This window comes from Blautia sp. MB18-30 (assembly GCF_023669475.1).
Classification (GTDB): Bacteria; Bacillota; Clostridia; order Lachnospirales; family Lachnospiraceae; genus Blautia_A; species Blautia_A fusiformis.
Map to the genome: position 1 here is coordinate 111,571 of NZ_JAMOYY010000006.1, position 25,510 is coordinate 137,080.

Below are 25,510 nucleotides of genomic sequence, written 5' to 3' on the forward strand. Positions count from 1 at the left end.
AAGTTTTCCGTTTGCGATGATTCCGACAGTTTACGAAAAAAGGGATTCATGGTATCATGAAAGAAACAGGGCAGATCATGCCAGAGGATAAGGAGAATTTTATGAACCAGGAATCACAGACACCGCATAAGAGGCGGGTACGATATAAAGGAAAATATCCGAAGAAATTTGAGGAGAAATATAAAGAGCTTCAGCCTGAGAAATATAAAGATACCATTGAACATGTGATCAGCAAGGGGAATACACCGGCTGGAATGCATATTTCCATTATGGTGAAAGAGATCATTGATTTTCTGGAGATCAAGCCGGGGCAGGTTGGATTTGATGCCACACTTGGATACGGTGGACATACCAGAGCTATGCTGGAATGTCTGAAAGGCCAGGGCCATATGTATGCCACAGATGTGGACCCGGAAGAGTCTGCCAAGACCAGAAAACGTCTGGCAGAGCAGGGCTTCGGGGAAGATATCCTGACAATTAAGCTCCAGAATTTCTGCACCATTGATGAGATCGCGAAAGAAGTCGGGGGCTTTGATTTTATCCTGGCGGATCTTGGGGTATCTTCCATGCAGATCGACAATCCAAAGAGAGGTTTTTCTTTTAAAGTGGACGGACCTCTGGATCTAAGACTGAACCAGGAGTCCGGGATCAGTGCGGCGGAGCGTCTGGATACCATTTCCAGAGAAGAACTTGCCGGAATGCTGGATGAGAATTCCGATGAGCCGTACTGTGAGGAAATCGCCAGAGCCATTACCGATGAGATCCGTAAGGGCAACCGCATAGATACCACCACGAAACTTCGGGAAGTGATCGAGAAGACTCTGGATTTTCTTCCGGAAAAAGAGAAAAAAGACACGGTCAAAAAAACATGCCAGAGGGTTTTCCAGGCGTTGCGTATCGATGTAAACCGGGAATTCGAGGTTCTCTATGATTTTATGGAAAAACTCCCCGGAGCTTTGAAACCAGGCGGACGTGTGGCAATCCTTACCTTCCATTCCGGAGAAGACAAACTGGTAAAGAAAGCACTGAAACAGGGATACAAAGAAGGAATTTATTCTGATTATTCCAAAGATGTGATCCGACCGTCTGCTCAGGAATGCGCTCAGAATGGACGTGCCAGATCAACGAAGATGCGCTGGGCGATAAAAGCATAAATGATGATCTCCATAAGCCATGGCAAAAAATAAGCCATGGCTTATTTTTTGAAAAAATTACAAATTTCTGTTCTGTATTTTGGAATAATTCCATACAAATTAAAAAATCACTGTGCTATCATGTTAAACAATTACAGTGACCTGGAAAAGTTAAAGATCAGATAAATATTTTTCGGGACACCACGAATTGGAAAGGAAAAAACATGGATATCACACTTGAAACAGCAGCAGATAAGCTGGTAAAAGAAATTTTTGGCGTGAAGCCTGAAGAAACTGTGATCATCACAGCAGATGATGATTCGGATGCATCGGTTGTAGAAGCAGTAAAAAACAGTGCAAAAAATGCAGGAGCACATGCAATGGTAATTTCAGTTCCCACACCAGGGGGAGTAGGAAAAGCAGCAGATCCGGATCTTCCGGTCGATGCGTTAAGTGCAGCACTTCTCTGTGCAGATGTATGGATCGAATTTAATCATCAGTGGCTTCTTTATTCCACACCATTTGAGCGTGCAGAAGCAGAGAACAAAAAAATGCGTTACATGTGTCTGGTAGATTTTAACCCTGACCTCATGATCCGTACCATCGGCAATGTGGAGACAGAGCAGCTCAAAAAATTTATGCTTGCGATCACTGAAAAAACAAAAAATGCAAAGAACATGCGTGTCACAACTCCGGCTGGATGTGATATATCATTTGAAATCGATCCTGGCCATTATACAGCATGTGACTGCGGAAACGCAACAGTACCAGGAATCCATATGCTTACAGGACAGATCAATGTTGTGCCGCGATTTGGAAGCATCAATGGCGTGATCGTTTTTGACGGATCTGTAACCCCACCTTTTGGAACCACACCGGATGCGCCGATCCGTCTTACAATTGAAAACAGTAAAATCGTAAAAATTGAAGGAGGCCGTGATGCAGCCATTTTTGAAGAGCATTTGAAAAGCTTTGAAGATGAGGGAATGTTCAAGCTTGCACATATTGCGTATGGGTTTAATCCAGGAGCGGTTCTTACCGGCAATATTGTGGAGGATGAGCGTGTATGGGGATCCACAGAGTGGGGAATTGGTTATGTCAGCCCATTTGACGCTCCGCCGCACGGACAGGATGCAAAATCCCACTGTGATGGCATTTGCCTGAATTCTTCTGTATGGCTTGATGGTGTACAGATCATGGATGAAGGGAGAATAACAGATCCATATCTGAAAGAGCTGGCTGCATTCAGAGAATAAATAATATGAACATATCTTTATTGCAGGTTTTAAATGCACCTTTGTTTGAGAATGTAAAAATTTTGTCAGGACGGGCCGGACTTGGCCGGATCGTAAAGCGGGCATCTGTTTTTGATGCGCCATTTAAAGAGGATGTGCTGGAGAAAGATATTCTGGCACCTGGAGATTTTTTTATCACATCTCTTTTGCAGTTTCAGCCGAAATCAGAAGAACTGATGCAGGTTCTGGCGCTTCTTGTAAAAGGAAACTGCAGTGGGCTCTGTGTGATGATGGAGGAGAGAGCAGAGCTTTTTTCGAAAGAAATGCTTGCTTTCTGTGAAGAGAAGCAGTTTCCTGTGATCTGTATGAGGGAAGATATTTCTTATGCAGAGGTCCTTGGAGTTATTAATCAATGTATCCTGGAAGAACAGACAAATGTGCTTAATCAGCTGAAACTGGATAAGATCCTAGCATCGAGGACTCTGCCCCAGGAGCGAATGAAGATCCTTTTTAGCATTAATCCGGGGATCAGGGAGTACGTACAGGCTGTTTATATCCGGGATGAACGGCGGAAGATCACACAAAGAAAAAAAACAGGAGAAGTCTGTTCATCTTTTGATATATTTATTCCGGCGGATAACTATGATATCTGTATTTTGAGTGCAGATTCCAGGAAGGAACTGGAACAGCATAAAAATGTAGTGTGTGAACAGCTTTTGAGAAGCTATCATAACCGCAGACTTGGAATTGGCAGACCTTATGCCAGATACAGAGTAGAACGAACACTTCTTGAAGCAGGAGACGCCCTGGACATGGCACAGGCATCGGACCGGAGGCAGCAGGTCTATGATCCATTGTCTCCGCAGCAGCTTCTTTTGCCTATCAGGGGAAGTCGGGAAATGCAGGAATTTTATGACGAATTTTGTCGAGAGATTGCGGCGAAAACAACGGAAGAAGGCATGGAGGACATGCTTCTTACAACAAGGGCGTATGTACAGTGCAATGGAGATTTTAAAAAAACTGCCAAAAAACTGAAACAGCACGAGAATACGATCCGTTATCGTATTAACCGTCTGAGAAATTATCTTGATGTGGAAGAACAGCCGTTGCTTTTTCATGAGATCATTTCTCTGGCTGTGCGGATCGAATCTATGCTGGAGATAAAAAAGAATAAAGAGGTATGAGAGTGGAACAGGAAAAGAAAACAGGAAATGTGGAATCTGTCACATTGGAACAGGTTCCGATGGAAGAGAGAAAAAGCTGGGCAGATGTTGCCATGATCCAGGCGGGAATTATGATCTGTGTGCCCAGTCTGATGCTGGGAGGAATCCTGGCAGAGTCTATGCCGATGTCTCAGGCCATCTGGTCAGGGGTAATCGGATATGCAGTGATCGTGGCGTTGATGATATTTTGTGGAATCATGGGAAGTGATCTTGGTGTACCGACATGTGTTGTTGCATCTGGCGTTTTTGGAAAACAGGGATCATCAAAGCTGATCTCTGCATTATTTATGATCTCCATGATCGGTTGGTTTGCAGTGCAGAACGGTGTCTGTGGCTCTGCATTTTCCAATCTGATCGAAGCAAGCACAGGAGTAAAAATCCCGATTCCGGTATCAACGGTTGTGTGGGGAATAATCATGCTGGTTACAGCTGTATATGGAATCAATGCTCTGGATAAACTGAATAAGATTGCCATTCCTGCACTTGTGATCGTAACTGTGATCGGGTGTGTGGTAGCAATCCAGCGTTTCGGAACCGGAAATTTAAGTATGACTATCGAAGATCCGGCCATGAGCTTTGCAGATGGAGTTGTACTTACTATCAGTTTTATGGCCACCGGCGCCTTGAATGCACCTGATTTTACCAGATATCAGAGAACAAGAAAAGATACAGTCCTTTCTTCTGCTATCGGTGTGATGCCGGCAGGAATGGCTATGCTTATTCTCGGAGCGGTAATGACGAGAATTGCCCAGCAGTATGACATTTCACTTGTATTTTCTAATATTGGCCTTCCGTTCCTTGGAATGGTCGTACTGATCCTGGCAACCTGGACAACGAATACTACCAATGCCTACAGTGCAGGCTTAAATGCAGTTATGGTATTCAATCTGAAAGAAAGCGGCCGTTCTATGGCAACGGTTATACTTGGAGCTGTGGGAACAGTTCTGGCAGCTGTTGGTGTAGCCGGAAATTTTGAGGGATTTCTTACACTTCTTGGAAATGCGTTTATGCCGATCATTGCTCTGTTTATTGTGGAATACTGGAGCCTTGGGAAAGGAAAAGCAGAGAACTTTACATTACGTGAAGGATGGTCAGTGGCTGGAATCGTGACCTGGGCTCTTGGTTTTGCAGCTACGTTTTTGACTGTGGGAATTTCTTTTATCAATGGAATGCTGGTTTCCGGAATCCTGTATCTGGTGTGGAGACTGGTAAAAAAAGGTGATAAATAAATGGCTAGAGAATATGTAGAAAAAAATACAGCGGAAATGGTCAGATGTCTAAAAGAACTGGTAGCTATTCCCGGGATTTTTGAGGATGCACCATCTAAAGGAGCACCTTTTGGAAAAAATATCCAAAAATCTCTGGAGTACGTCCTTAGAATGGGACAGCAAATGGGATTTCAGGTAAAAAATTATGATGGTTATGCCGGAGAGATCACTGCCGGAGAGGGAAACAGGATGATCGGAATCCTCTGCCATACAGATGTGGTCAGTGCAGGAGAGGGATGGAACACAGATCCGTTTGATCCTGTGGAAAAAGATGGAAAGCTTTATGGAAGAGGAACTTCAGATGATAAAGGCCCTCTGGTGTCTTCACTTTTTGCTATGAAATATCTTGCAGATAATCAGTTGATTCCAAAAGATACCTGTCTTCGCATGATTGTGGGAACCGATGAGGAAGAGAGCTGGCAATGTATTCGTTATTATCTGGATCATGCAGAAATACTTCCACAGGTATCTATCGTACCAGATGCTAATTTTCCACTTTTATACTGCGAAAAAGGACTTCTTGACTTTGATCTTTCTTCTGTGGAATCTGTGGATGAAAGAGCAGAGATACAAATTGTGGAATTAAAAGGTGGACGTAGCAGAAATATTGTTCCGGACGAGGCGTCCTGTCTTCTGAAATGTGAAGATCCGAAGGCGGCAGTAAAAAGCATTGCGCTTCCGGAACAGGTTACAGCAAAGATCACAGATGGATTTTTGAAATTGTCAGTCAGAGGGATCAGTACACATTGTATGAGTCCGGAAAAAGGGTTTAATGCAGTTTCCTGTCTTCTGGAAACGCTGGGACAATTTGGCGAAAAACTTTCTCATGCTTCTTATATGAAATGTTTTCATCAGGCCATAGGAATGGATTATGACGGAGAGCGTCTGGGCTGTGCCATGGAGGATTCCGCAGGGGCACTGACGTTTAATGTGGGAACTGTGAATATGGATGAAAATGGAAGGATTTTTCTGCAGTGTAATATTCGTTATCCTGCATCTGTGGAGTATAATGATATTCGGGAGCTGCTGGAGAGACAGCTGAAAAAATATGGCTTCTTTTATAATGAAGTAGATTATCTGGCTCCGGTGTACCATAAAAAGGACTCAGCACTGATCCGGTGTCTGATGGAGGCCTATCAGGAAGTGACAGGGGATATGGATACAGAGCCAATGGCTATTGGCGGAGCTACCTATGCAAGGGCACTTCCTAATGCTGTGGCATTTGGGCCGCTGTTTCCGTATGAGGAAGAACTGGCTCATGAAGCAAATGAATTTTTAAGCATTGAGAGTCTGCAGAAAATGACCGAAATTTTTGTAAAAGGTCTTTACAAACTGATGACAGAATATAGATAAAAACATTAAAGAAACAAACTATAGAAATATCCTGGAATGCGTTGACATCCAGGATATTTTTTGCTATGGTATACAAGTTTACATATGACAAAGAAGAAAGGATATGGATATGGAGGAAAAAAGAGACATTTTTGACAGACTGATGCATCTTCCTGTATTGAACATATTTGAACCTTTTTATAAAAAACATAAGGAAGTTCTGATGTATCTGTTCTTTGGCGGGATCACATTTTTTCTGAATATAGCACTGTATGCATGGCTGGACGGCATGCTCGGAATAAATGCGCTGATCGCCAATGTGATCTGCTGGGTAGTCTGCGTACTGTTTCAGTATTTTACAAACAGGACATGGGTATTCGACGGGCAGGTGGATTCCGCCGCCGGATTTTTAAAGCAGATGGCTTCGTTTTTTGGAGGCCGGCTCTTTACTCTGATTGTGGAGGAAGCAATCCTTGCGGTATTTATCACCTGGCTTGGATTTAACAGCATGGCAGTGAAACTTGTTGCTCAGGTGGTTGTGATCGTATTGAATTATGTGATCAGTAAATTGATTGTTTTTAAAAAATAAAAGATAGTTATATTTGTGGAAAAGGAGTTGGACTGAAATTGACAAAGGACAAGACCAATGATATGACCGTGGGAAATCCGGTGAGCCTGATCATCCGCTTTATGATTCCCATGTGTCTCGGAAATATTTTTCAGCAGTTTTATAACATTGCGGATTCCATTGTTGCGGGGCAGTTCCTGGGAGTAGATGCGCTGGCTGCAATCGGAAGCACCGGTTCACTGATGTTTTTTGTTACCGGATGGCTTAACGGACTGAGCAGTGGCTTTGCCATTCTGGTATCCCAGTGGTTCGGGGCGAAGCAATATGATAAGATGCGTCATTACGTAGCTATGTCCATTTATCTGGCAGCAGCCTTTGCCATTGTGATGACCATTGGCTTTGAGGCTTTGAATGAACCGATTCTGCGGCTGATGAATTCACCGGAGGATCTGATGGGATCTGTGAAGGGATATATGGGAATTATTTATGCAGGCCTGATCGTAACAGCGGCATATAATTCACTGGCAGCGTTTCTCCGTGCACTTGGAGATTCAAAATCTCCGCTGTATTTTCTGATCATTTCGGCAGTGATCAATGTGTTCCTGGATATTCTGTTTATTGTAAAAATCGGGATGGGAGTGGAAGGCTGTGCCTATGCTACGGTTATCGCGCAGGCAATTTCCGCAGTCTGCTGCCTGATCTATATTATCAAAAAGTTCCCGATCCTGCATCTGAAGAAAGAAAACTTTGAAGTTTCTTTTACCAGCTTCCGTTATCTGCTGGCCCTTGGTATTCCCATGGGACTTCAGTTTTCCATCACAGCGATCGGAACCATTATTGTGCAGGGTGCGGTAAATATTTACGGTTCTGTATATATGGCAGGATTTTCCGCTGCGGGAAAAATACAGAATATCATTGCAACGGTATTTGTAGCTTTTGGTGCGACGATGGCAACCTATGTAGGACAGAACCGGGGCGCCGGAAAGATGGACCGTGTAAAAGCAGGAATGAAATATACCCAGATCATGGTCCTGATCTGGAGTGTGATCACTATGATCATAATGTTCTTTTTCGGAAAGTACATGACCTGGTTATTTATTGACAAGTCCCAGACAGATGTTATTAATGTTTCTGTTACTTATTTTCATACGGTATTCTGGGCATATCCGTTCCTTGGAAGTATCTTCCTCTACAGAAACGGACTTCAGGGACTGGGATATGGCTTGGTTCCCATGCTGGGCGGTGTGTTTGAACTGGCGGCAAGAAGTGCGATCGTTATGTTTATTGCAGGAAAAACAAGTTTTGCAGGTGTATGTCTGGCAGATCCTGCCGCATGGATCGCAGCGCTGATCCCTCTGATCCCGTATTATATTTATGTGATGAAAAAGTGGAGCAGGGGAAAAAAGGAAACTGCTGCCTGAGTGGGTATAATACAGAAAATGAAAAGAATAAATTTAGGCTTGCAATTATGGAAGATACAGTTATAATGATATTATAACTGCGGAAAAAACCAGGAAACCGGGATTCCGGGTAAGATTACAGATCCAGAAGGGAGAATATAGATCATGGAAATCACAAAGGAAACAACAATGGGCGAGATGCTTGCATACGATGAGAAGATTGCATACATTCTTATGCAGGAAGGAATGCACTGTATCGGCTGTCCGTCTTCTATCGGTGAGTCTCTTGAGGAGGCATGTATGGTACACGGACTTGATGTAAACGCTGTACTGGCAGACATCCATCATTATGAGGAAACCAAGAAACAGAAATAATCAGCAGTACAATTTATATTAGAACGTACAGATTACGGACCGCAAGGGGATAACGACTGTGCATGTCTTTTTGGCATGCCGTCGTTATCCCTTTTTTTGTGAGCAGACGATAAAGAGAGTCTTAAATATCTGCTTGATATGGAGGAAAAAAGCATGTATGTGATGATCGATAATTTCGATTCATTTGTTTATAATCTCAAGGCATATTTTCAGGAACTTGGAAGAGAGATCCTGGTCAGACGCTGCGATGAGATCACCCTGGAGGAGTTGGAAGAGCTGAACCCGGAAGGAATCATCCTTTCTCCGGGACCGAAGCGTCCCTGGGATGCGAAGTTCTGCGTAGATACCGTAAAAAGATTTCAGGGAAGGATTCCTGTTCTTGGTGTCTGTCTGGGACATCAGGTGATTGGCCACTGTGCGGGAGCAGTAGTGGAAAAGGGCGTGTGTCCCATGCACGGAAAAGTAACAGAGATCCACAACCACGGAACAGGAGTGTTTGCAGGCCTGCCGGAGAAATATAAGGTGACAAGATACCATTCCCTGATTGTTCGGGAAGACAGCATCCCGGAGGAGTATCAGGTGGATGCGCTTTCTGATGATGGTGCTGTTATGGGAATTTCCCATAAAGCATTGCCTATCTACGGTGTGCAATTCCATCCGGAAGCCGTTCTTACGGAATATGGACATGAGCTTCTTGAGAATTTTTGCAGGATCGCGGAGAATTTTCAGAAGGAGGAGTAAAAATATGTACAAAAATCAGCGAAGAATAAAAGAACTGACCCCATATATCCCGGCAGTGGATATTTTTCGGATCTACGAGAGAGAACCCGGAGCAGCGTTTCTGGATTCCTCCCTTGTCAATGAGCTGGGACATTATTCCGTGATCGGAAGATGTCCGTATCTGAAGCTGGTAAAGGACGGAGAGAACTTTACTATCAACGGAAGGCCGGAAACAGAGACAACCTTTGAAGACTATATGCGGGAATATTTAAATACCCATGAAGATAAAAATAACAGCGGACTTCCCATCGTATCCGGAGCAGTAGGATATTTTTCCTATGATTACGGAAGAAAACAGATGGGAGTACCATCCGGAGAAAAGGATCTTGTGACTGTTCCGGAGGCAGTTCTGACGTTTTATGACTGTTTTATCATAGAAGACTGTCAGGAAAAAAGAACCTATCTTGTGTCAAATGGAATCAGTGCAGACGCTGCAGCAGAAATCGGAGCGATGGAAAAAGCAATCCGGGAATTTACAGAGGCGGGGAAACAGGAAGAATCGGAAACAGGGGAAAAAAAGGAATCCGGAAACAGGATGGTCACGGAAAATTCTCACCGTGAGAAATTCAGGATCCAGGTTCATCCCAATTTTGAAAAAGAAGAATACAAGCAGGCAGTAGACCGGATGATCCGCTATATTATAGAGGGCGATATCTATATTGCCAATATGACGCAGCAGCTGACCATTGAAAGCGAAAAACCACCTCTGGATGTTTTTTATGATCTTCGGAAAAATAATCCGTCTCCTTTCGGCGGATATCTGGATTTCGGAGATTATCAGATCGTCTGTGCATCTCCGGAACGTTTTCTGAAGATGAAAGACCGTCATGTAAATACCCGTCCTATAAAGGGAACAAGGAAACGTGGCGTAACATCTGAGGAAGATGAAATGCTCCGTCGGGAGCTTCAGGATTCCGGAAAAGATAAGAGTGAACTTCTTATGATCGTAGACCTGGAGCGAAATGATCTGAACCGGGTGTGTACACCGGGAAGCGTGAAGGTAACCGAGCTTTTTACAGTGGAAGCATACGCTACGGTTTTTCATCTGGTATCGGATATTGAAGGAAAACTGGAAGACGGAAAAAATGTTATGGATCTTCTGGAGGCTGCATTCCCCGGCGGTTCTATTACCGGTGCGCCGAAATACCGTGCCATGGAGATCATTGACGAGCTGGAACACGGAAAGAGAAATCTTTATACAGGCTCTATCGGCTACCTGACACTGGACGGAAGCTGTGATTTCAACATCGTGATCCGTACAGCTCTTCATAAAAACGGAAAATATCACCTTGGCGTTGGCGGCGGGATCACAGCAGAGTCAGATCTGGAATTTGAGTATGAGGAGACTCTGCAGAAGGCGAAAGCGATCCTGGATGCACTGCAGTAGAGAAACATACAGAACGGTAAAAGTGAAAGGCTCTGTGGACAGATCAGAGAATCTGACAGGGACACTTCATAAGGAGGTCAAAGGAAATGAACAACATAACCTTAGACGAATGTTTTCAGTTCGGTCTGGGAGCATTTGAGACCATAGGAATAGAGCAGGGAATCCCCATACTTTTGGAAAAGCATCTGAAAAGACTGGAACGAGCGGCAGATTTCCTGAAGCTGGGTGATCCGGCAGTACGTGGGATCACAGCCGGGAGGATCGAAGAATATCTGGAAGAACAAAAAAAACGCCCGGAGGTGCAGAAAGAATTTGACGGACTGGAACACTGTGCGCTGAAGCTTATGCTTACAAAGGAAAATGCAGTGTATTCTCTTCGTGCCAATCATTATACGCCGGAGAATTATGAAAAAGGCTTTATCATGGATGTCAGCAAGGTAAAACGAAATGAAACATCACCTCTTGTATATCACAAAACCATGAATTACGGAGATTGTATCCTGGAAAAACGAAATGCTACAGCAGCAGGAATGGATGAACGGTTGTTTCTGAACACAAAGAAACAGATATCGGAAGGGACAGTAAGTAATGTATTCTTTGTGCGAAATGGCATGATCTATACACCAAAAGTCAGCTGCGGACTTCTCCCGGGAATCCTCCGTGAATATCTCTGTGACACGGAAGAGGTGGAAGAAACCTATATCTATGTTCAGGATCTTAAATGGTATCAGGAATGCTTTGTCACAAATTCCCTGATGGGAATCATGCCGGTGCGTCAGATCGGAGGAATCCAGTTTGAGGAAGACAAAGTGACAAGGGAGCTGATGAGAAGATATCGGAAGATGGTCAGAGATACTGCGAATAAGAAACAAATCAGATAAATGTTATTGCGAAACTATCACATTCAGGAAAGGTGATGGAATTTGAATGAAAGTGACCAATACAGTCAGAGATAAGCGTGCATTAACCAGGGAAAGCTAAGGTTGATGCACGTTTTTTGTGCAAACTCAACCAAAAACGTTCATGAATTTTGTGAAGTAATTTGATTGACTTTGAATGAACTTGGAAGTATACTGAGTTCAACAAATGAAAAACAACAAAAAGCGGTCAAAAACCGCAGGATAAAAGATATGGGAGGAGAAAAAATGATCTGCACAGTTACTTTTAATCCGTCTCTGGACTATATCGTTTCCGTGGAGGATTTTAAACTCGGACTTACCAACCGAACAAGCTCTGAGCTGATGCTTCCGGGCGGAAAGGGAATCAACGTTTCCACCGTGCTGATGAATCTTGGAATCGAGAATACAGCACTTGGTTTCATGGCAGGATTCGTCGGAGATGAGATTGTAAGAAAGCTTGAGGAGATGGGAGTGAGATCTGATTTTATCAGGATCCCGGAAGGCGTTTCAAGGATCAACCTGAAGCTGAAATCTATTGATGGAACTGAGATCAACGGAATGGGACCGGAGATCAGCGCTGAAAAGGTTCAGGAGCTGATGAAGAAGCTTGACAGACTGAAAGAGGGAGATGTGCTTTTTCTGGCAGGAAGTATTCCTTCATCTATGCCGGATGATATGTATGAGAAGATCATGGCGAGGCTGGACGGAAAAGGCGTGATGATCGTTGTGGATGCAACGAGAGATCTTCTTGTAAATGTCCTGAAGTATCATCCGTTCCTGGTGAAGCCCAATAACCATGAGCTTGGAGAAATCTTCGGCGTAGAGCTTAAGAACCGTCAGGATGTGATCCCTTACGGAAAGAAGCTCCAGGAAAAAGGAGCCAGAAACGTGCTGATCTCAATGGCCGGTGAGGGAGCTGTCCTGGTAGCAGAAAACGGTCAGGTGTTTGAGAAACCGGCGCCGAAAGGAACACTGGTAAACGGCGTAGGAGCCGGAGATTCCATGGTAGCAGGCTTTATGGCAGGCTGGATGGAAAAACAGGATCACGAATATGCATTCCATATGGGAATTTCCGCAGGAAGCGCAAGTGCATTTTCTGAAAATCTTGCCACAAGGGAAGAGGTTCAGGCAGTATATGAACAGGTAACAGAGGGGTAAAGAAGAAAGGAGAAGGGAAGATGAGAATCACAGATCTGCTTGACAAACGAAGCATATCACTGGATGCTGCACCGAAGACGAAATCTGAAGCTCTGGACATGGCCGTAGATCTTATGGTAAAAAGTGAAAAGATCAGTGACAGGGAAGCTTATCGGAAACAGGTGTATTTAAGAGAGGAAGAAAGTACGACAGGAATCGGTGAGGGAATCGCTATTCCTCATGGAAAATGTGATGCGGTAAAGAAACCGGGACTTGCTGCCATGGTAGTAAAAAACGGCGTGGAATTTGAGGCATTGGATGATGAGCCGGTTACCCTTCTTTTCCTGATCGCAGCACCGAATACAGAAGATAACATTCATCTGGATGTACTCAGCAAGCTTTCCGTAATGCTGATGGATGATAATTTTACAGAATCCTTACGCAACGCAGGTTCTGTAGATGAATTTATGGAGATCATCGACAAGGCCGATGAGGAGAAAAAAGATATTGATGAAAGACTGGCAGATACAGGAAGTTCCGAAGGAGCCAGAGCTAAACTGCTGGCAGTTACTTCTTGCCCCACAGGTATTGCCCACACCTACATGGCAGCAGAGGGACTGGAAAAAGCAGCAAAGGCGAAAGACTGTTTCATTAAAATAGAGACACGAGGCTCCGGTGGAGCAAAAAATGTACTTACGGATCAGGAGATCCGGGAGGCAGACTGCATCATTGTAGCTGCAGATGCCAAGGTTCCCATGGATCGTTTCGATGGAAAGAAAGTTATCGAATGTCAGGTTTCAGATGGAATCAGCAAAGCGGACCAGCTTGTTGAACGTGCGATTTCCGGAGATGTTCCGGTATATCATGCAGCAGCAGGCAGTCAGAGCTCTTCCTCAAATGCAAAAGCAGGCGGCGGAGCAGGCCACAAGATCTATATGCAGCTGATGAACGGGGTATCTCATATGCTTCCACTGGTTGTAGGCGGTGGTATCCTGATCGCTCTAGCATTCTTGATCGATGGTTTAAGTGTAGATTTGAGTTCCCTTCCTGCAGACCAGAGAGCAAACTTTGGTACCATCACACCGGTAGCGGCTGTTCTGAAAAACATTGGTGGAACCGCATTTGGTTTCATGCTTCCGATCCTGGCCGGATTTATTGCAATGGCCATCGGTGACAGACCGGCACTTGCAGTTGGACTTGTGGGCGGTATGATCGCGGCAAACGGAAAATCCGGTTTCCTCGGAGCACTTCTTGCAGGCTTCCTTGCAGGATATCTGATCCTTGGACTTCGTAAGGTTTGTGATAAGCTTCCGGAAGCACTGGAAAAAATAGCGCCTGTACTGATCTATCCGGTTGTTGGTGTCCTTCTTATGGGACTCTGTATGACCTTCGTTGTAGAGCCGATCATGGGCGGTATTAATACAGGATTAAATAATGCCTTGACAGGCATGGGAAATTCAAGTAAAGTAATTTTAGGGTTGGTTCTTGGTGGTATGATGGCCATTGATATGGGCGGCCCGTTCAACAAAGCAGCATATGTATTTGGTACAGCAGCTATTGCGGCAGGCAACTATGACATTATGGCAGCAGTTATGGTGGGAGGTATGACTCCTCCGTGTGCCATCGCACTCGCATCCCTGCTGTTTAAAGACAAATTTACAAAAGAAGAGCGTGAGGCAGGACCGACCAACTTTATTATGGGACTTGCATTTATCACAGAAGGTGCGATTCCTTTTGCGGCATCTGACCCGGTCCATGTACTTCCGTCCTGTATCGTCGGTTCCGCAGCAGCTGGAGCGATCTCCATGTTCTTCAACTGTACACTGATGGCACCACATGGCGGAATCTTCGTATTCCCGGTTGTAGGTAATGCAATGATGTATCTGGTCGCACTGGTTGTGGGAACTCTGATCTCAGCTGTACTTCTCGGGGTACTGAAGAAAAAAGTTGCTTAAATTTTTTTAAATTAAAATAAAAAACTGGAGGATAAAGAAATGAAAGAATTCAAGTATGTAGTAACAGATAACGAAGGAATCCATGCACGTCCGGCCGGAGAGCTTGTGAAGCTTGTAAAAGGTTTCGAGTCCAAGATCACTATCGAGAAGGACGGCAAGACTGTAGAGTGCAGAAAGCTTCTTGCACTTATGGGACTTGGCGTAAAGAAGGGACATGAGGTTACCTTTACATTCGATGGTGCAGATGAGGATGCAGCATACGAGGCAGTAAGCAAATTCATGCAGGAGAACCTGTAATCTCAGAATGAGTGAACAGAAGGCATCCCGGTCCGGTCGATCGGGATGTCTTTTTTGAAGGAGGAAAAGGAATGCTGACGGAGCAGAGATACGAGATCATACTCGGCCTTCTCAGAGAAAAAAACAGTGTTACGGTAACAGAACTGAAAGATATCCTGGATGCATCGGAATCTACGGTCCGCAGAGACATCACGGCGCTTTACAAGGCGGGGAAGCTGACCAGGGTTTTTGGCGGTGCGGTGGCGCTGGAACATACTGTCAATGCCTATGAGCCTACCGTAGCCCAGAAAGTTGAGCTGAATATTGAAGAAAAAAAGAAGATCGCAGCCTATGCGGCAGCTCTGATCCGTCCGGAAGATTTTGTGTATCTGGATGCGGGAACGACTACCGGATATATGCTGGAGCATCTGGAAGGCTCCGGGGCGACTTTTGTCACCAATGGTGTTTCCCATGCCAGGGCTCTGGCTCAGATGGGAGTCCGTGTGCTGCTGATCGGCGGAGAACTGAAGGGATCTACGGAAGCTGTGATCGGAAGTCAGGCCATGCAGATGCTGAAGAATTATCATTTTACAAAGGGCTTTTTCGGGACCAACGGGATGACGCAGAGAGAAGGCTTTACCACGCCGGAATCCAATGAAGCACTGGTAAAGCGAACCGCCATGGAGCAGTGTCTGGAAAAGTACGTAGTGTCTGACAGCTCCAAATTCGGACAGATCAGTGCGGTGACGTTCTTTTCATTTGACGGAGCAGTGATCCTGACGGAAAGCTGTTCCAAAGAATATAAAGATTGCAGAAATATACAGATCGTATCATAGAAAGATCGCAAAAAAAACCGGTTTGGAAGAAAAAATTCTTCGTAAACCGGTTTTTTGTTTGCTGAGGATCTGTTTCAGGCTTCCCTGGAGATCATGGCTTCTAGATCTTCTACGGAAATGTCTTTTTTGTGCATCAGCTTGAGCAGACGTTTCAGTTCAGCAGCTTCCTTTGCCTTTTTTTCAGCTTTGCGGATCTCATCCAGCTGAGCTGCCAGTGCAGTTTTTTCATCCTCCAGCGCTGCTATCTTTTCGGTGCAGGCAGCAATCTTGGAATCTACTTTGGAAATTTTCTCATTGAGTACTTCTATCTTTGTACGTCTCTGTGCCATATGAAACCTCCTGATAAAAATATTACTTCTTATACACTATACAATAGCATAAACGACGATGAAATACAATTGTGAATTGATGTGCAATATGTTATCATGAATGTATATAATATTTCAGAAACGCAGGAAAATACTATGGATAAAGATAAGGGTGTATTTATGACTGCCCGGGAAGTAAATATGGAAATAGAAATGCTGAAGACGGTTTTTGACATTGTAAGACTGGTGGATGTCAGCCGTACAGCTCCGGTAAATATTGGCTTAGACGATTGCTCTTATGAAGCAGAACATAAATGCTTTGCAGTGTGGAATAAAGGCAGAAGATGTGAGAACTGTATTTCTGCCAAAGTTTTTGCCCGTAAAAACAAAATGACGAAATTTGAGTTCGTCAATGATGACATTTATCAGGTAATCGCCAAATATGTGGTTATAGACGGGACACCTCTTGTCATGGAAATGGTCTTTAAAATGACGGATAAGATCTTTCTGGGAGCTTATGGAAGCGGATCTCTGATCGATAAGATCAGCAGATTCAACCGGGAATTATATGAAGATCCGCTGACTGGTGCCAGAAACCGGAGATATTTTGAGGAACAGCTGAAATCCCTGGATAAGATGGGGGCTATAGCTATGATCGACGTGGACAATTTTAAACAGATCAATGACAGCTATGGCCATGTAGCTGGAGATGCGGCGCTTTGTACCATTGTCAGAACGATCTTTGAGCATGTGCGGGCAGATGACGTGGTACTGCGTTATGGAGGAGACGAATTTCTTCTGATGTTTGAAGAAATCCCGGAAAAGGTATTTCAGCAGAAGCTGGAAGATATCCGGGAAGAGATCGCAATGGCAGATGTGCCGGAATACAAAGAAATCCGGCTTTCCATGAGCGTGGGAGGTGTATATGGAAGCTGTAAGGTCAGAGATGGAGTGATGGAAGCGGACAGGCTTCTCTATCAGGCCAAGCGGCAAAAAAACTGTGTTGCCTACAAGAGGATCTGACGGAAATGACATGACAGTCATTGAAAGCAGAATTATGTAACAGGCGCATGAGGTGTATATCTGGCAAGTGAAAGGGAGAATAGGGATATGAAGATAATCGCAAGGATCAGAAGTGATTTTCCGACAAAATTCGGAATCCCGCGTCAGAGCGGTCGAGTGGAAGAACTGACAGCCTGTATTGTTTTTGAACCGGAATACCGGGTACGTGAAGCAGTAAAGGGACTGGAAGATTTTTCGCATATCTGGCTGCTGTGGGAGTTTTCACAGTCGATCCGTGAGAACTGGTCCCCTACAGTACGTCCGCCACGCCTGGGCGGAAATGAAAGGATGGGCGTATTTGCCACCAGATCGCCCTTCCGTCCCAATCCTGTAGGCTTATCCTGTGTGAAGCTTGAAAAAATCGATCTGGAAAGCAAAGAAGCTCCTGTACTGATCGTATCCGGTGCGGACCTGATGGACGGAACCCCCATCTATGATATCAAGCCATATCTGCCTGTGGCAGACTGCCATCCGGAAGCGCTGGGCGGCTTTGCGACGAAGGTGGAGCAGCATTTTCTGCAGGTAGAGATCCCGGAAGAATGGAAGGCAAGGATTCCGGAGGATAAGCTTACTGCGTTGGAAGGCGTGCTCAGAGAGGATCCGAGGCCTGCCTACCAGAAAGATCCAGAGAGGATATACGGAATGCCTTTTGCAGGAATGGATGTTCATTTTCAGGTAAAAAACGGCATACTTACAGTATGTGAGATCACAGGATATAAAAAATCAGACAGAATTTAAAATTACCTTTGACAAACTTTTTGTGAGATGGTATTATAATAAATGAGTTAGCAAGTGCTAACTCAATATTTTAAAAGTAAAGTTAGTTTAAAATAACCTTGAAACAGTCATATAAAAGTTCAGAGATCAAAGGAGAGTGAATTATGAGCGTTGTAATTGTAGGCGGTAATGAAAGAATGGTATGTCAGTATGAGGATATCTGCAAAGGCTTCGGATGCAAGGCGAAAGTTTTTGCCAAGGAAAAAGGAGCCATGAAGAAAAAGATCGGGGTGCCGGATCTGATGATCCTGTTCACCAGTACCGTTTCCCACAAAATGGTAAACTGCGCAGTAGAAGAAGCAAAGAAAAAATCCATTCCGGTATGCCGCTGTCACACAAGCAGCGCTGCAGCTCTCGAGAATATTCTGAAGCAGTACTGTGCATAAGAAACAGGTCAGGAGATACTTTTCTCTTGTATAATTTGACTTTTTTTGCAGAAATGTTACGGAAAGGCTTGCAAAATTATAAATTATTCAATAAAATAGCCGTAGGTTTCTGTGGTAAAGCGTTGCAGTGAATGGTGAAAAGGCGGCGCTGGAAGTCGAAATTACAGGTGAGAGGTGTTATCATGAAAAAAGTTGTAAAATTCGGTGGAAGTTCTCTTGCAAATGCGGAGCAGTTCCAGAAAGTGGGCGATATCATCCGCAGTGATGAGAGCCGCCGTTATGTAGTTCCGTCAGCTCCGGGAAAGAGATTTGACGAGGATATCAAAGTGACGGATATGCTTTATGGATGTTATGACGCAGCATCCAAAGGGGAGGATATCACTGAGAAGATCAATGCGATCAAGGCGCGATATTATGAGATCATCAAGGGACTCGGACTGAGCCTTTCTCTTGAGGAGGAGTTCAAGAAGATCGATGAGGATTTCCGTGCACAGGCAGGAATCCAGTATGCGGCATCCAGAGGAGAGTTTCTCAATGGTAAGATCATGGCTGCATATCTTGGATATGATTTCGTGGATGCAGCTTCTGTGATCCGTTTTGATAAAGCTGGTAATCTGGAAGCGGAGGAGACCAATAAACTCCTTTCCAAAAAGCTCAGCAAATCCCAGCATGCGGTTATTCCGGGATTTTACGGCGCATGTGCAGATGGCACGGTAAAGACATTTTCCAGAGGTGGTTCTGATGTGACAGGTTCCCTGGTTGCAAAGGCTATCCATGCAGATATTTATGAGAACTGGACGGACGTTTCCGGTTTTCTTGTAACAGATCCGCGTATCGTTCACAATCCGGAGCCTATCGAGGCAATCACATACAGAGAGCTTCGTGAGCTTTCCTACATGGGAGCTACTGTTCTTCATGAGGATGCCATTTTCCCGGTTCGTAAAGAGGGAATTCCGATCAATATCCGTAACACAAACAGCCCGGAGGATAAAGGTACTCTGATCGTAGAGAGCACCTGTAAGAAGCCGAAATTCACTATTACCGGTATCGCCGGAAAGAAAGGCTTCTGCTCTATTAATATCGAGAAATCCATGATGAACAGTGAGATCGGGTTCGGACGCAAGGTACTTCAGGTATTTGAAGATCAGGGAATCAGCTTTGAGCATGTACCATCCGGAATCGATACCATGACTGTATATGTTCATCAGGACGAATTTGAGGAGAAAGAGCAGCAGGTTATCGCAGGTATCCACCGTCTGGTGCAGCCTGATTTTGTGGAGATGGAATCTGACCTTGCACTGATCGCAGTTGTTGGTCGTGGAATGAAATCCCAGAGAGGCACTGCAGGAAGGATCTTCTCTGCTCTTGCCCATGCAAATGTAAACGTAAAAATGATCGACCAGGGTTCCAGTGAACTGAATATCATCATCGGTGTAGAGAATCGTGATTTCGAAAAAGCAGTCAGAGCAATCTACGATATTTTTGTTCTGACACGGATATAAACAAAATCCGGAAACGGATTTTGTTTATGAGAAAGTAGCGAAGCGGATTTCGAATATCCGATTGATATAAATCCGGAAACGGATTTTGTTTATGAGGAAGTAGCGAAGCGGATTCCGAATATCCGATTTATTTAAAACCGCCGCAGTACGTGTAACATACCGTCCTGCGGCGGATTTTTTTGGAAAAATCCAAGATTTATCTAAAAATAATACAATCAAATTCAACAGGATTTCCAAAGGAAAGACAAAGATATTGTACATTGTGTCGAAAAAAGTTTGATATGAAATAAACAGTATTGACAAAAACTTAACTTTTGTGTAAAACTGAAATATGAAAAAATCAGAAAGGCAGGCGGTCAGCTATGGAGAAACAGATCAAACTGGATGAAAAAAGTGCACAGGAGTTTGTCAGTGCAGCCAGCAGATGTAATTTTGATATTGATGTATTTTATAACCGTATTATCATTGATGCAAAGTCGATCCTCGGACTTTTGAGTCTGGATCTGACAAAGACTCTGACAGTAAAGTGTTACGGAGAAGATGAGGATTTTAATCGTGTTCTTTCCAAGTATGCAGCAGGTTGAGAAATATGAATAAAGAAAAACGGTGATAAAAGGGCGCAGTTCATGAGAAGAAAAGCAGAACATGCGTCCTTTTTATTATGGGAAGCTTTCGGATCATATTTTATGGTATAATCCTGGTATAGCATGGAAAAAGAATAGCTGCCGGACTGGAATTCCGGCAGCTGCCGGGAGTGAAAATATGGAAAAACCAAGAGTGCGGATTTCTGTCAGAAATCTTGTGGAATTTATACTGAGGAGCGGAGATCTGGATAACAGCAGTGGGACATCCGGAGATAAGGAAGCCATGTTAAAAGGCGGAAGGCTTCACCGCAAGATACAGCGGAGTATGAAGGGCGATTATCAGGCAGAGGTTTCTCTGAAAAAAGAAAGTGAATACGACGATGTGGTCATTCAGGTCGAGGGCCGTGCAGATGGGATCTTTACAGAGGACGGAGCCGTTTATATTGATGAGATCAAGGGGACTTACGGAAATGTCCAGGCAATGGACATGCCAATACCTGTCCACCGTGCCCAGGCCATGTGTTACGGAATGATCTGGGGAGAAAAAGAAGGGATTTCTGAAATCCACATTCAGATGACCTACGCTCATCTTGAGACGGAAGAAACCAGGAGATTTCGTGAGGATTTTTCCATAGAGGAGCTTAAAGGCTGGTATCAGAAGCTTCTGGATGCCTATCACAAATGGATCGCATATTCTCTTAACTGGAAAAAAGAGAGAAATGCATCCATGAAGGATCTGCAGTTTCCGTTTCCATACAGAGAAGGGCAGCGGGATATTGTTAGTGGTGTGTACCATACGGTTTCCAGCGGGAAGACCTTATTTGTTCAGGCGCCTACCGGTGTGGGAAAAACCATGTCTGCCATTTTTCCGTCCGTGCGCGCCATCGGTGAGGGAAAAGGTGAAACACTTTTTTATCTTACCGCAAAAACCATCACAGGAACTGTGGCGCAGGAGGCATTTCACATCCTGCGGGAAAAAGGTCTGAAATTCAAGGTAACGGCGATCACGGCAAAGGAAAAGCTGTGTTTTCAGGATACTCCGGAATGTACACCGGAGAAATGTCCTTATGCAAAGGGGCATTTTGACCGGGTAAATGATGCGGTTTATGAGCTCTGGACCACTGAAGAGGTATATTCCCGAGAAGTGATCCGTGCTCATGCAGAAAAATGGCAGGTGTGCCCTTTTGAAATGTGTCTGGATCTTTCAATCTGGGTAGACGGGATCATCTGTGATTATAATTACGTGTTTGATCCCAATGTTCATCTGAAACGTTTTTTCGGGGAAAATATTTCCGGGGATTATATTTTTCTGATCGATGAGGCACATAATCTGGTAGAACGTGGCAGAGAGATGTACAGTGCCGGTATTTCCCGTCAGAGTCTGGTAGCACTTCGAAAGAAGATAAGAAAGAGATTTTCAAAACTGGCCAGAACACTGGATAAAGCAAATCGCCAGATGATGGAACTGGAAGAGAATCTTGCGGAAACAGGAAAAGGGTATCAGGTGCTTCCCAATCCCGGAGTACTGCCGATCACATTTCTTACAATATCAGGTGAACTGGAAGAAATACTGGAGGAAAAAGAACTGGAAGAAGAACTACGCAGGGAAATACTGGAATTTTATTTTATAGTGCGTGATTTTTTAAATGTTTCAGAGCTGGTAGATGAAAATTATGTAGTATATACCGAAAACAGCGCAGAAGAAGGATTTCGTCTGAGGCTGTTCTGTGTGAACCCGGCAGAAAATCTGGGAGAATACCTGAAAAAAGGGAAAAGTGCTATTTTCTTTTCAGCTACAATGTTTCCCATGCTCTATTACCGGGAGCTTTTGACAACAGACCGTGATGCCTATGGGATTTATGTGCAGTCTCCTTTCCCAAAAGAAAACCGCAGGATTCTTATCGGCAGCGACGTAAGCAGCCGGTATACCCGGAGAAATCGTGCAGAATACCGGAAGATCGCCGGATATATTGCCAGATGTGTCTGGCAGAGGCAGGGAAATTATATGGTGTTTTTTCCGTCGTATCGTCTTATGGAAGACGTACTGCAGGTTTATGAGGAAGAATTTTCCGTAGACTGGGTGCGCTGCGTGTGTCAGACGCCGGATATGACAGAACAGGAACGGGAAGGATTTTTGGAGGAATTTCAGGAACGGGAAGGTACCCTGGTAGGGTTCTGTGTCCTTGGAGGAATTTTTTCTGAGGGTGTTGATCTGACAGGGGAAAGTCTGATCGGGGCAGTGATCGTAGGAACCGGACTTCCCCAGATCGGCAGTCAGCGTGAGATCTTGAAAGAGTATTACGATAAAAAGAATCACTGTGGTTTTGATTATGCATATCGCTATCCGGGTATGAACAAGGTGCTTCAGGCCGCCGGGCGCGTGATCCGCACAAAAGAGGATAAAGGCGTGATATTGCTTTTGGATGACCGCTTCTGGGATCGGGATTACCAGGAAATCTTTCCCAGGGAATGGCAGGACCGTACAGGCTGCAGGCTGGATACGGTAGAAGGTGCAGTGGAGACGTTCTGGAAGAGGTTTACTTGACAGAACGGAGAAATCCGATATACTTATAGAGTCTTTATCTGGAAAATCACTTGAGGAATGTGTGGATGCCGGATCAGGACAAGAAACTGTAAAATAGGATCATAAGAAAAGTGAAAGAAGTATATGAGACGAAAAAAAATATATAAAGCATTGGCATTTTGTCTGAGCACAGTGATGCTCGCACAGCCGGTTTTTGCGACAACAGTGCAGCAGACGGCACAGGGAAGCCTTGGTTCTGTTACGGAGGAGTCCCAGATACTTCCAATTCCCGGTGAAAGCGGGAAATATATTCTGAAAAGTAATGGCTTTTACTGCCTGAATGAAGATGGAACCAAAGAAAATACTCCGGCAGTGTATTATTTTGATCATTTTGAGATCGACGGAACGGTTTTTGATGGATATTATTATCACGACGAAAGCGGTAAATTTACAGCGGGAAACTCGCATATGGTCCAGATCACCGATCTGAAGGCTCCGGCAAAAGACGGCAGCGGTGAGGAAGTTTCTTTTGACGGCTGTTATATGGTAAACAATCTGGGAAAACTCAGCGCCTCTCCACAGGTACGTTATATGGATGAGCTGGTGGTGGACAAAACAACATACAACGGGCTGTATTATTTTGATGAATATGGAAAAATGGTCACAGATCCAGGTATCCATTATCTGGAAATGAATGCTGCAGGACAGATGTTTGACGGATATTATTATTTTGGCGGAGAAAACGGCGTTCTGCTCCAGGAAGAGGGAGAGACTCCGGAGGGATTTTCCGTGGATAAATCCGGAAAAGTCGAGACGAAAGATCTGGGAATGGATGGCCTTGAGAAACGGTTTGCGGATCTTCTTGGAACCTATGAGGGTACATGGAGCGTTTATGTAAAGGATCTGACCAGTGATCAGGAGTTTGAACAGAACAGTCAGTCACTGTATTCAGCCAGTCTGATCAAAGTGTTTGTCATGGCCCAGACCTATGCCAACATGGATGCAGTCCTTCAGAACGAAGCGGCAAAAATGAAAAAAGATGTTACAGATCCGTCCGTATCCACAAAGGTCAATGACCTTCTCTGGAATATGATCACAGTCAGTGACAATGAATCCTTTAATGAGCTGGTACGTCTGCAGACAGCATCGGGTGTTTTTAAGGACGGAGCACAGGCTGTAAATGGATTTCTTGCGGAACAGAAATTTGCAGATACTTCCGTACAGCACATCTTAAGCCCGTCCTCTTCAAAGGACGTCGGCCTCGGTGGCAGGAACACCACTTCCGTAAAAGACTGCGCAGAGCTTCTTTCCCGGATCTATAAAGGAGAATGTGTATCGAAAGAAGCTTCGGAGGCTATGCTGAACCTGCTTCTGAACCAGCAGGTTACTACTAAGATCCCCAGCGGGATATCTGTGTCCGTGGAAATTGCAAATAAGACTGGAGAAACGGATACGGACCAGCATGATATCGCCATTGTATATGGAGAAAAGACTACATATATCCTCTGTGTGATGTCAGAAGACTGTAAACCTGGGGACGCAGTTTCGCATATCCGGGATATTTCCGGTATTGTTTATAATTATCTGAATATGGACCTTGACCAGGGGTGATCTGTGAGTTAGAATAAAAAACAGCTGAGTAAGATCCTGATGGATATTTCCGCCAGAGAAGTATCCGAAATGTTCATGAAAGGGGAATTCTATTATGAAGACAGTACATACAGACAAAGCACCTGCAGCAATCGGACCATACTCCCAGGCTATCATCCATGGAGATACACTTTACACATCCGGTCAGATCCCAGTGGATCCGGCAACTGGAGAGGTAGTTGGCACAACCATCGAGGAGCAGGCTGACCGTGTTATGAAGAATCTCGGAGCAGTTCTGGAAGCTGCTGGTTCTAGCTATGAGAATGCGATCAAGACAGTATGCTTCCTTGCAGATATGAACGATTTTGCGGCATTTAATGAAGTATATGCCAAATATTTCGTAAATAAACCTGCACGTTCCTGTGTTGCAGTCAAGACACTGCCAAAGAACGTTCTCTGCGAGGTAGAAGTGATCGCAGCAATCGGATGATCTGATAAAAAATCCCTGTTGTCTGATTTCAGTCAGACAGCGGGGATTTCTTTTCGTGGGGATAAAGTATTTTTCTCTGTTTTGGAGCAATCTCTTTTTTGTGTTTTGAGGCGTTAAAACGGTAATGTTTTTTCTTGTGTAAAGTAGAGCGCTGTAGTATAATAAAACCAGTTTTTTAGGATACGTATAAAAGCTTAATAAGGATGATTGGCAAACCAGATGAAAGTCTGGGACGCAAAGCTATAGGGCCTGTAAAATGGCAGCCAGTTGCATGAAATGAGGTGCACTGTCTGTGAGACGGTGTTTTTTTTATCCAATGCGTCTTATAAACCATAGTATAATATAAATATGAACACAACATATAAATCAAACAACAATGTCGTCTATTCCTGTAAATACCATGTAGTATGGTGTCCAAAGTATAGACGAAAAGTATTAATTAACGGTGTGGACGTCCGGCTGAAGGAGCTGCTCACAGAGTAT

The 25,510-nt window shown here is 44.3% G+C and carries 25 protein-coding genes and 1 riboswitch; of the genes, 24 read left to right on the plus strand and 1 reads right to left on the minus strand.

Annotated features, from left to right (window positions below; genetic code table 11):
- Nucleotides 1-101: 101 nt before the first annotated feature.
- The 15 genes from rsmH to NCY57_RS04635 all read left to right on the plus strand — a co-directional run bounded on the left by rsmH (nucleotide 102) and on the right by NCY57_RS04635 (nucleotide 15,804).
- Nucleotides 102-1,154, plus strand: coding sequence for a 16S rRNA (cytosine(1402)-N(4))-methyltransferase RsmH (rsmH, locus tag NCY57_RS04565; protein WP_173739861.1), 1,053 nt, complete (start codon nucleotides 102-104; stop codon nucleotides 1,152-1,154).
- Between the two features lie 203 nt (nucleotides 1,155-1,357).
- Complete coding sequence (locus tag NCY57_RS04570) at nucleotides 1,358-2,389, plus strand: hypothetical protein (protein ID WP_021977541.1); 1,032 nt, start codon at nucleotides 1,358-1,360, stop codon at nucleotides 2,387-2,389.
- A 5-nt stretch (nucleotides 2,390-2,394) separates the two neighbouring features.
- Complete coding sequence (locus NCY57_RS04575) at nucleotides 2,395-3,552, plus strand: PucR family transcriptional regulator (protein WP_021977542.1); 1,158 nt, start codon at nucleotides 2,395-2,397, stop codon at nucleotides 3,550-3,552.
- Nucleotides 3,553-3,554: 2 nt separating this feature from the next.
- On the plus strand, nucleotides 3,555-4,820 hold the full coding sequence (locus NCY57_RS04580) for a cytosine permease (RefSeq protein ID WP_059085206.1): 1,266 nt from the start codon (nucleotides 3,555-3,557) through the stop codon (nucleotides 4,818-4,820).
- Nucleotides 4,821-6,212, plus strand: a complete 1,392-nt coding sequence (gene pepV / locus NCY57_RS04585) for a dipeptidase PepV (RefSeq protein WP_021977544.1) — start codon at nucleotides 4,821-4,823, stop codon at nucleotides 6,210-6,212. It abuts the gene before it with no gap.
- 109 nt (nucleotides 6,213-6,321) lie between these two features.
- Nucleotides 6,322-6,780 (plus strand): GtrA family protein, encoded by a 459-nt coding sequence (locus NCY57_RS04590; protein WP_330605180.1) that lies wholly within the window; start codon nucleotides 6,322-6,324, stop codon nucleotides 6,778-6,780.
- Between the two features lie 62 nt (nucleotides 6,781-6,842).
- Nucleotides 6,843-8,180 (plus strand): MATE family efflux transporter, encoded by a 1,338-nt coding sequence (locus NCY57_RS04595; RefSeq protein ID WP_173733058.1) that lies wholly within the window; start codon nucleotides 6,843-6,845, stop codon nucleotides 8,178-8,180.
- 144 nt (nucleotides 8,181-8,324) lie between these two features.
- Nucleotides 8,325-8,534: a DUF1858 domain-containing protein gene (locus NCY57_RS04600; RefSeq protein ID WP_021650997.1), complete on the plus strand. Its 210-nt coding sequence runs from the start codon at nucleotides 8,325-8,327 to the stop codon at nucleotides 8,532-8,534.
- Between the two features lie 153 nt (nucleotides 8,535-8,687).
- Nucleotides 8,688-9,275 (plus strand): anthranilate synthase component II, encoded by a 588-nt coding sequence (locus NCY57_RS04605; RefSeq protein WP_114001455.1) that lies wholly within the window; start codon nucleotides 8,688-8,690, stop codon nucleotides 9,273-9,275.
- A gap of 4 nt (nucleotides 9,276-9,279) precedes the next feature.
- Entirely contained in the window at nucleotides 9,280-10,701 is a 1,422-nt protein-coding gene (gene pabB / locus NCY57_RS04610) for an aminodeoxychorismate synthase component I (RefSeq protein WP_173733041.1), read from the plus strand.
- An 86-nt stretch (nucleotides 10,702-10,787) separates the two neighbouring features.
- The gene (locus NCY57_RS04615) at nucleotides 10,788-11,582 is read left to right on the plus strand and encodes an aminotransferase class IV (protein ID WP_250789521.1); all 795 of its coding nucleotides are present in this window, start codon (nucleotides 10,788-10,790) and stop codon (nucleotides 11,580-11,582) included.
- Between the two features lie 264 nt (nucleotides 11,583-11,846).
- Nucleotides 11,847-12,758, plus strand: a complete 912-nt coding sequence (gene pfkB, locus NCY57_RS04620; RefSeq protein WP_021650992.1) for a 1-phosphofructokinase — start codon at nucleotides 11,847-11,849, stop codon at nucleotides 12,756-12,758.
- Nucleotides 12,759-12,778: 20 nt separating this feature from the next.
- A complete protein-coding gene (locus NCY57_RS04625; protein ID WP_015525830.1) occupies nucleotides 12,779-14,692 on the plus strand; it encodes a PTS fructose transporter subunit IIABC in 1,914 nt (637 codons plus the stop codon).
- Between the two features lie 39 nt (nucleotides 14,693-14,731).
- Nucleotides 14,732-14,989, plus strand: coding sequence for an HPr family phosphocarrier protein (locus NCY57_RS04630; RefSeq protein WP_015525831.1), 258 nt, complete (start codon nucleotides 14,732-14,734; stop codon nucleotides 14,987-14,989).
- A gap of 71 nt (nucleotides 14,990-15,060) precedes the next feature.
- The gene (locus tag NCY57_RS04635) at nucleotides 15,061-15,804 is read left to right on the plus strand and encodes a DeoR/GlpR family DNA-binding transcription regulator (protein WP_044961183.1); all 744 of its coding nucleotides are present in this window, start codon (nucleotides 15,061-15,063) and stop codon (nucleotides 15,802-15,804) included.
- A gap of 74 nt (nucleotides 15,805-15,878) precedes the next feature.
- On the opposite strand, the gene NCY57_RS04640 is transcribed toward NCY57_RS04635, so the two are convergent.
- Nucleotides 15,879-16,133 carry a hypothetical protein gene (locus NCY57_RS04640; RefSeq protein ID WP_015525832.1) on the minus strand — a complete coding sequence of 85 codons (255 nt, stop codon included), beginning with the start codon at nucleotides 16,131-16,133 and terminating at the stop codon, nucleotides 15,879-15,881.
- Nucleotides 16,134-16,268: 135 nt separating this feature from the next.
- Here NCY57_RS04640 and NCY57_RS04645 point away from each other — a divergent pair, with 135 nt between their 5' ends.
- From NCY57_RS04645 to NCY57_RS04685, 9 genes are all read left to right on the plus strand, one after another.
- Nucleotides 16,269-17,135, plus strand: a complete 867-nt coding sequence (locus NCY57_RS04645) for a GGDEF domain-containing protein (protein ID WP_049946985.1) — start codon at nucleotides 16,269-16,271, stop codon at nucleotides 17,133-17,135.
- An 87-nt stretch (nucleotides 17,136-17,222) separates the two neighbouring features.
- Nucleotides 17,223-17,912 carry a tRNA (N6-threonylcarbamoyladenosine(37)-N6)-methyltransferase TrmO gene (tsaA, locus tag NCY57_RS04650; protein ID WP_021650988.1) on the plus strand — a complete coding sequence of 230 codons (690 nt, stop codon included), beginning with the start codon at nucleotides 17,223-17,225 and terminating at the stop codon, nucleotides 17,910-17,912.
- A gap of 143 nt (nucleotides 17,913-18,055) precedes the next feature.
- On the plus strand, nucleotides 18,056-18,337 hold the full coding sequence (locus NCY57_RS04655) for a DUF2325 domain-containing protein (protein WP_015525835.1): 282 nt from the start codon (nucleotides 18,056-18,058) through the stop codon (nucleotides 18,335-18,337).
- A 182-nt stretch (nucleotides 18,338-18,519) separates the two neighbouring features.
- The gene (locus NCY57_RS04660; protein ID WP_015525836.1) at nucleotides 18,520-19,839 is read left to right on the plus strand and encodes an aspartate kinase; all 1,320 of its coding nucleotides are present in this window, start codon (nucleotides 18,520-18,522) and stop codon (nucleotides 19,837-19,839) included.
- Nucleotides 19,840-20,201: 362 nt separating this feature from the next.
- The gene (locus tag NCY57_RS04665) at nucleotides 20,202-20,423 is read left to right on the plus strand and encodes an HPr family phosphocarrier protein (protein ID WP_015525837.1); all 222 of its coding nucleotides are present in this window, start codon (nucleotides 20,202-20,204) and stop codon (nucleotides 20,421-20,423) included.
- 178 nt (nucleotides 20,424-20,601) lie between these two features.
- Entirely contained in the window at nucleotides 20,602-22,968 is a 2,367-nt protein-coding gene (locus tag NCY57_RS04670) for an ATP-dependent DNA helicase (RefSeq protein ID WP_114001478.1), read from the plus strand.
- Nucleotides 22,969-23,091: 123 nt separating this feature from the next.
- Complete coding sequence (locus NCY57_RS04675; RefSeq protein ID WP_244092809.1) at nucleotides 23,092-24,558, plus strand: serine hydrolase; 1,467 nt, start codon at nucleotides 23,092-23,094, stop codon at nucleotides 24,556-24,558.
- Between the two features lie 94 nt (nucleotides 24,559-24,652).
- Nucleotides 24,653-25,027 (plus strand): RidA family protein, encoded by a 375-nt coding sequence (locus tag NCY57_RS04680; RefSeq protein WP_015525839.1) that lies wholly within the window; start codon nucleotides 24,653-24,655, stop codon nucleotides 25,025-25,027.
- 199 nt (nucleotides 25,028-25,226) lie between these two features.
- Nucleotides 25,227-25,302: riboswitch (cyclic di-GMP riboswitch) on the plus strand.
- A gap of 73 nt (nucleotides 25,303-25,375) precedes the next feature.
- On the plus strand, nucleotides 25,376-25,510 hold a 135-nt coding region (locus NCY57_RS04685), incomplete at its 3' end, for a transposase (RefSeq protein WP_250789522.1).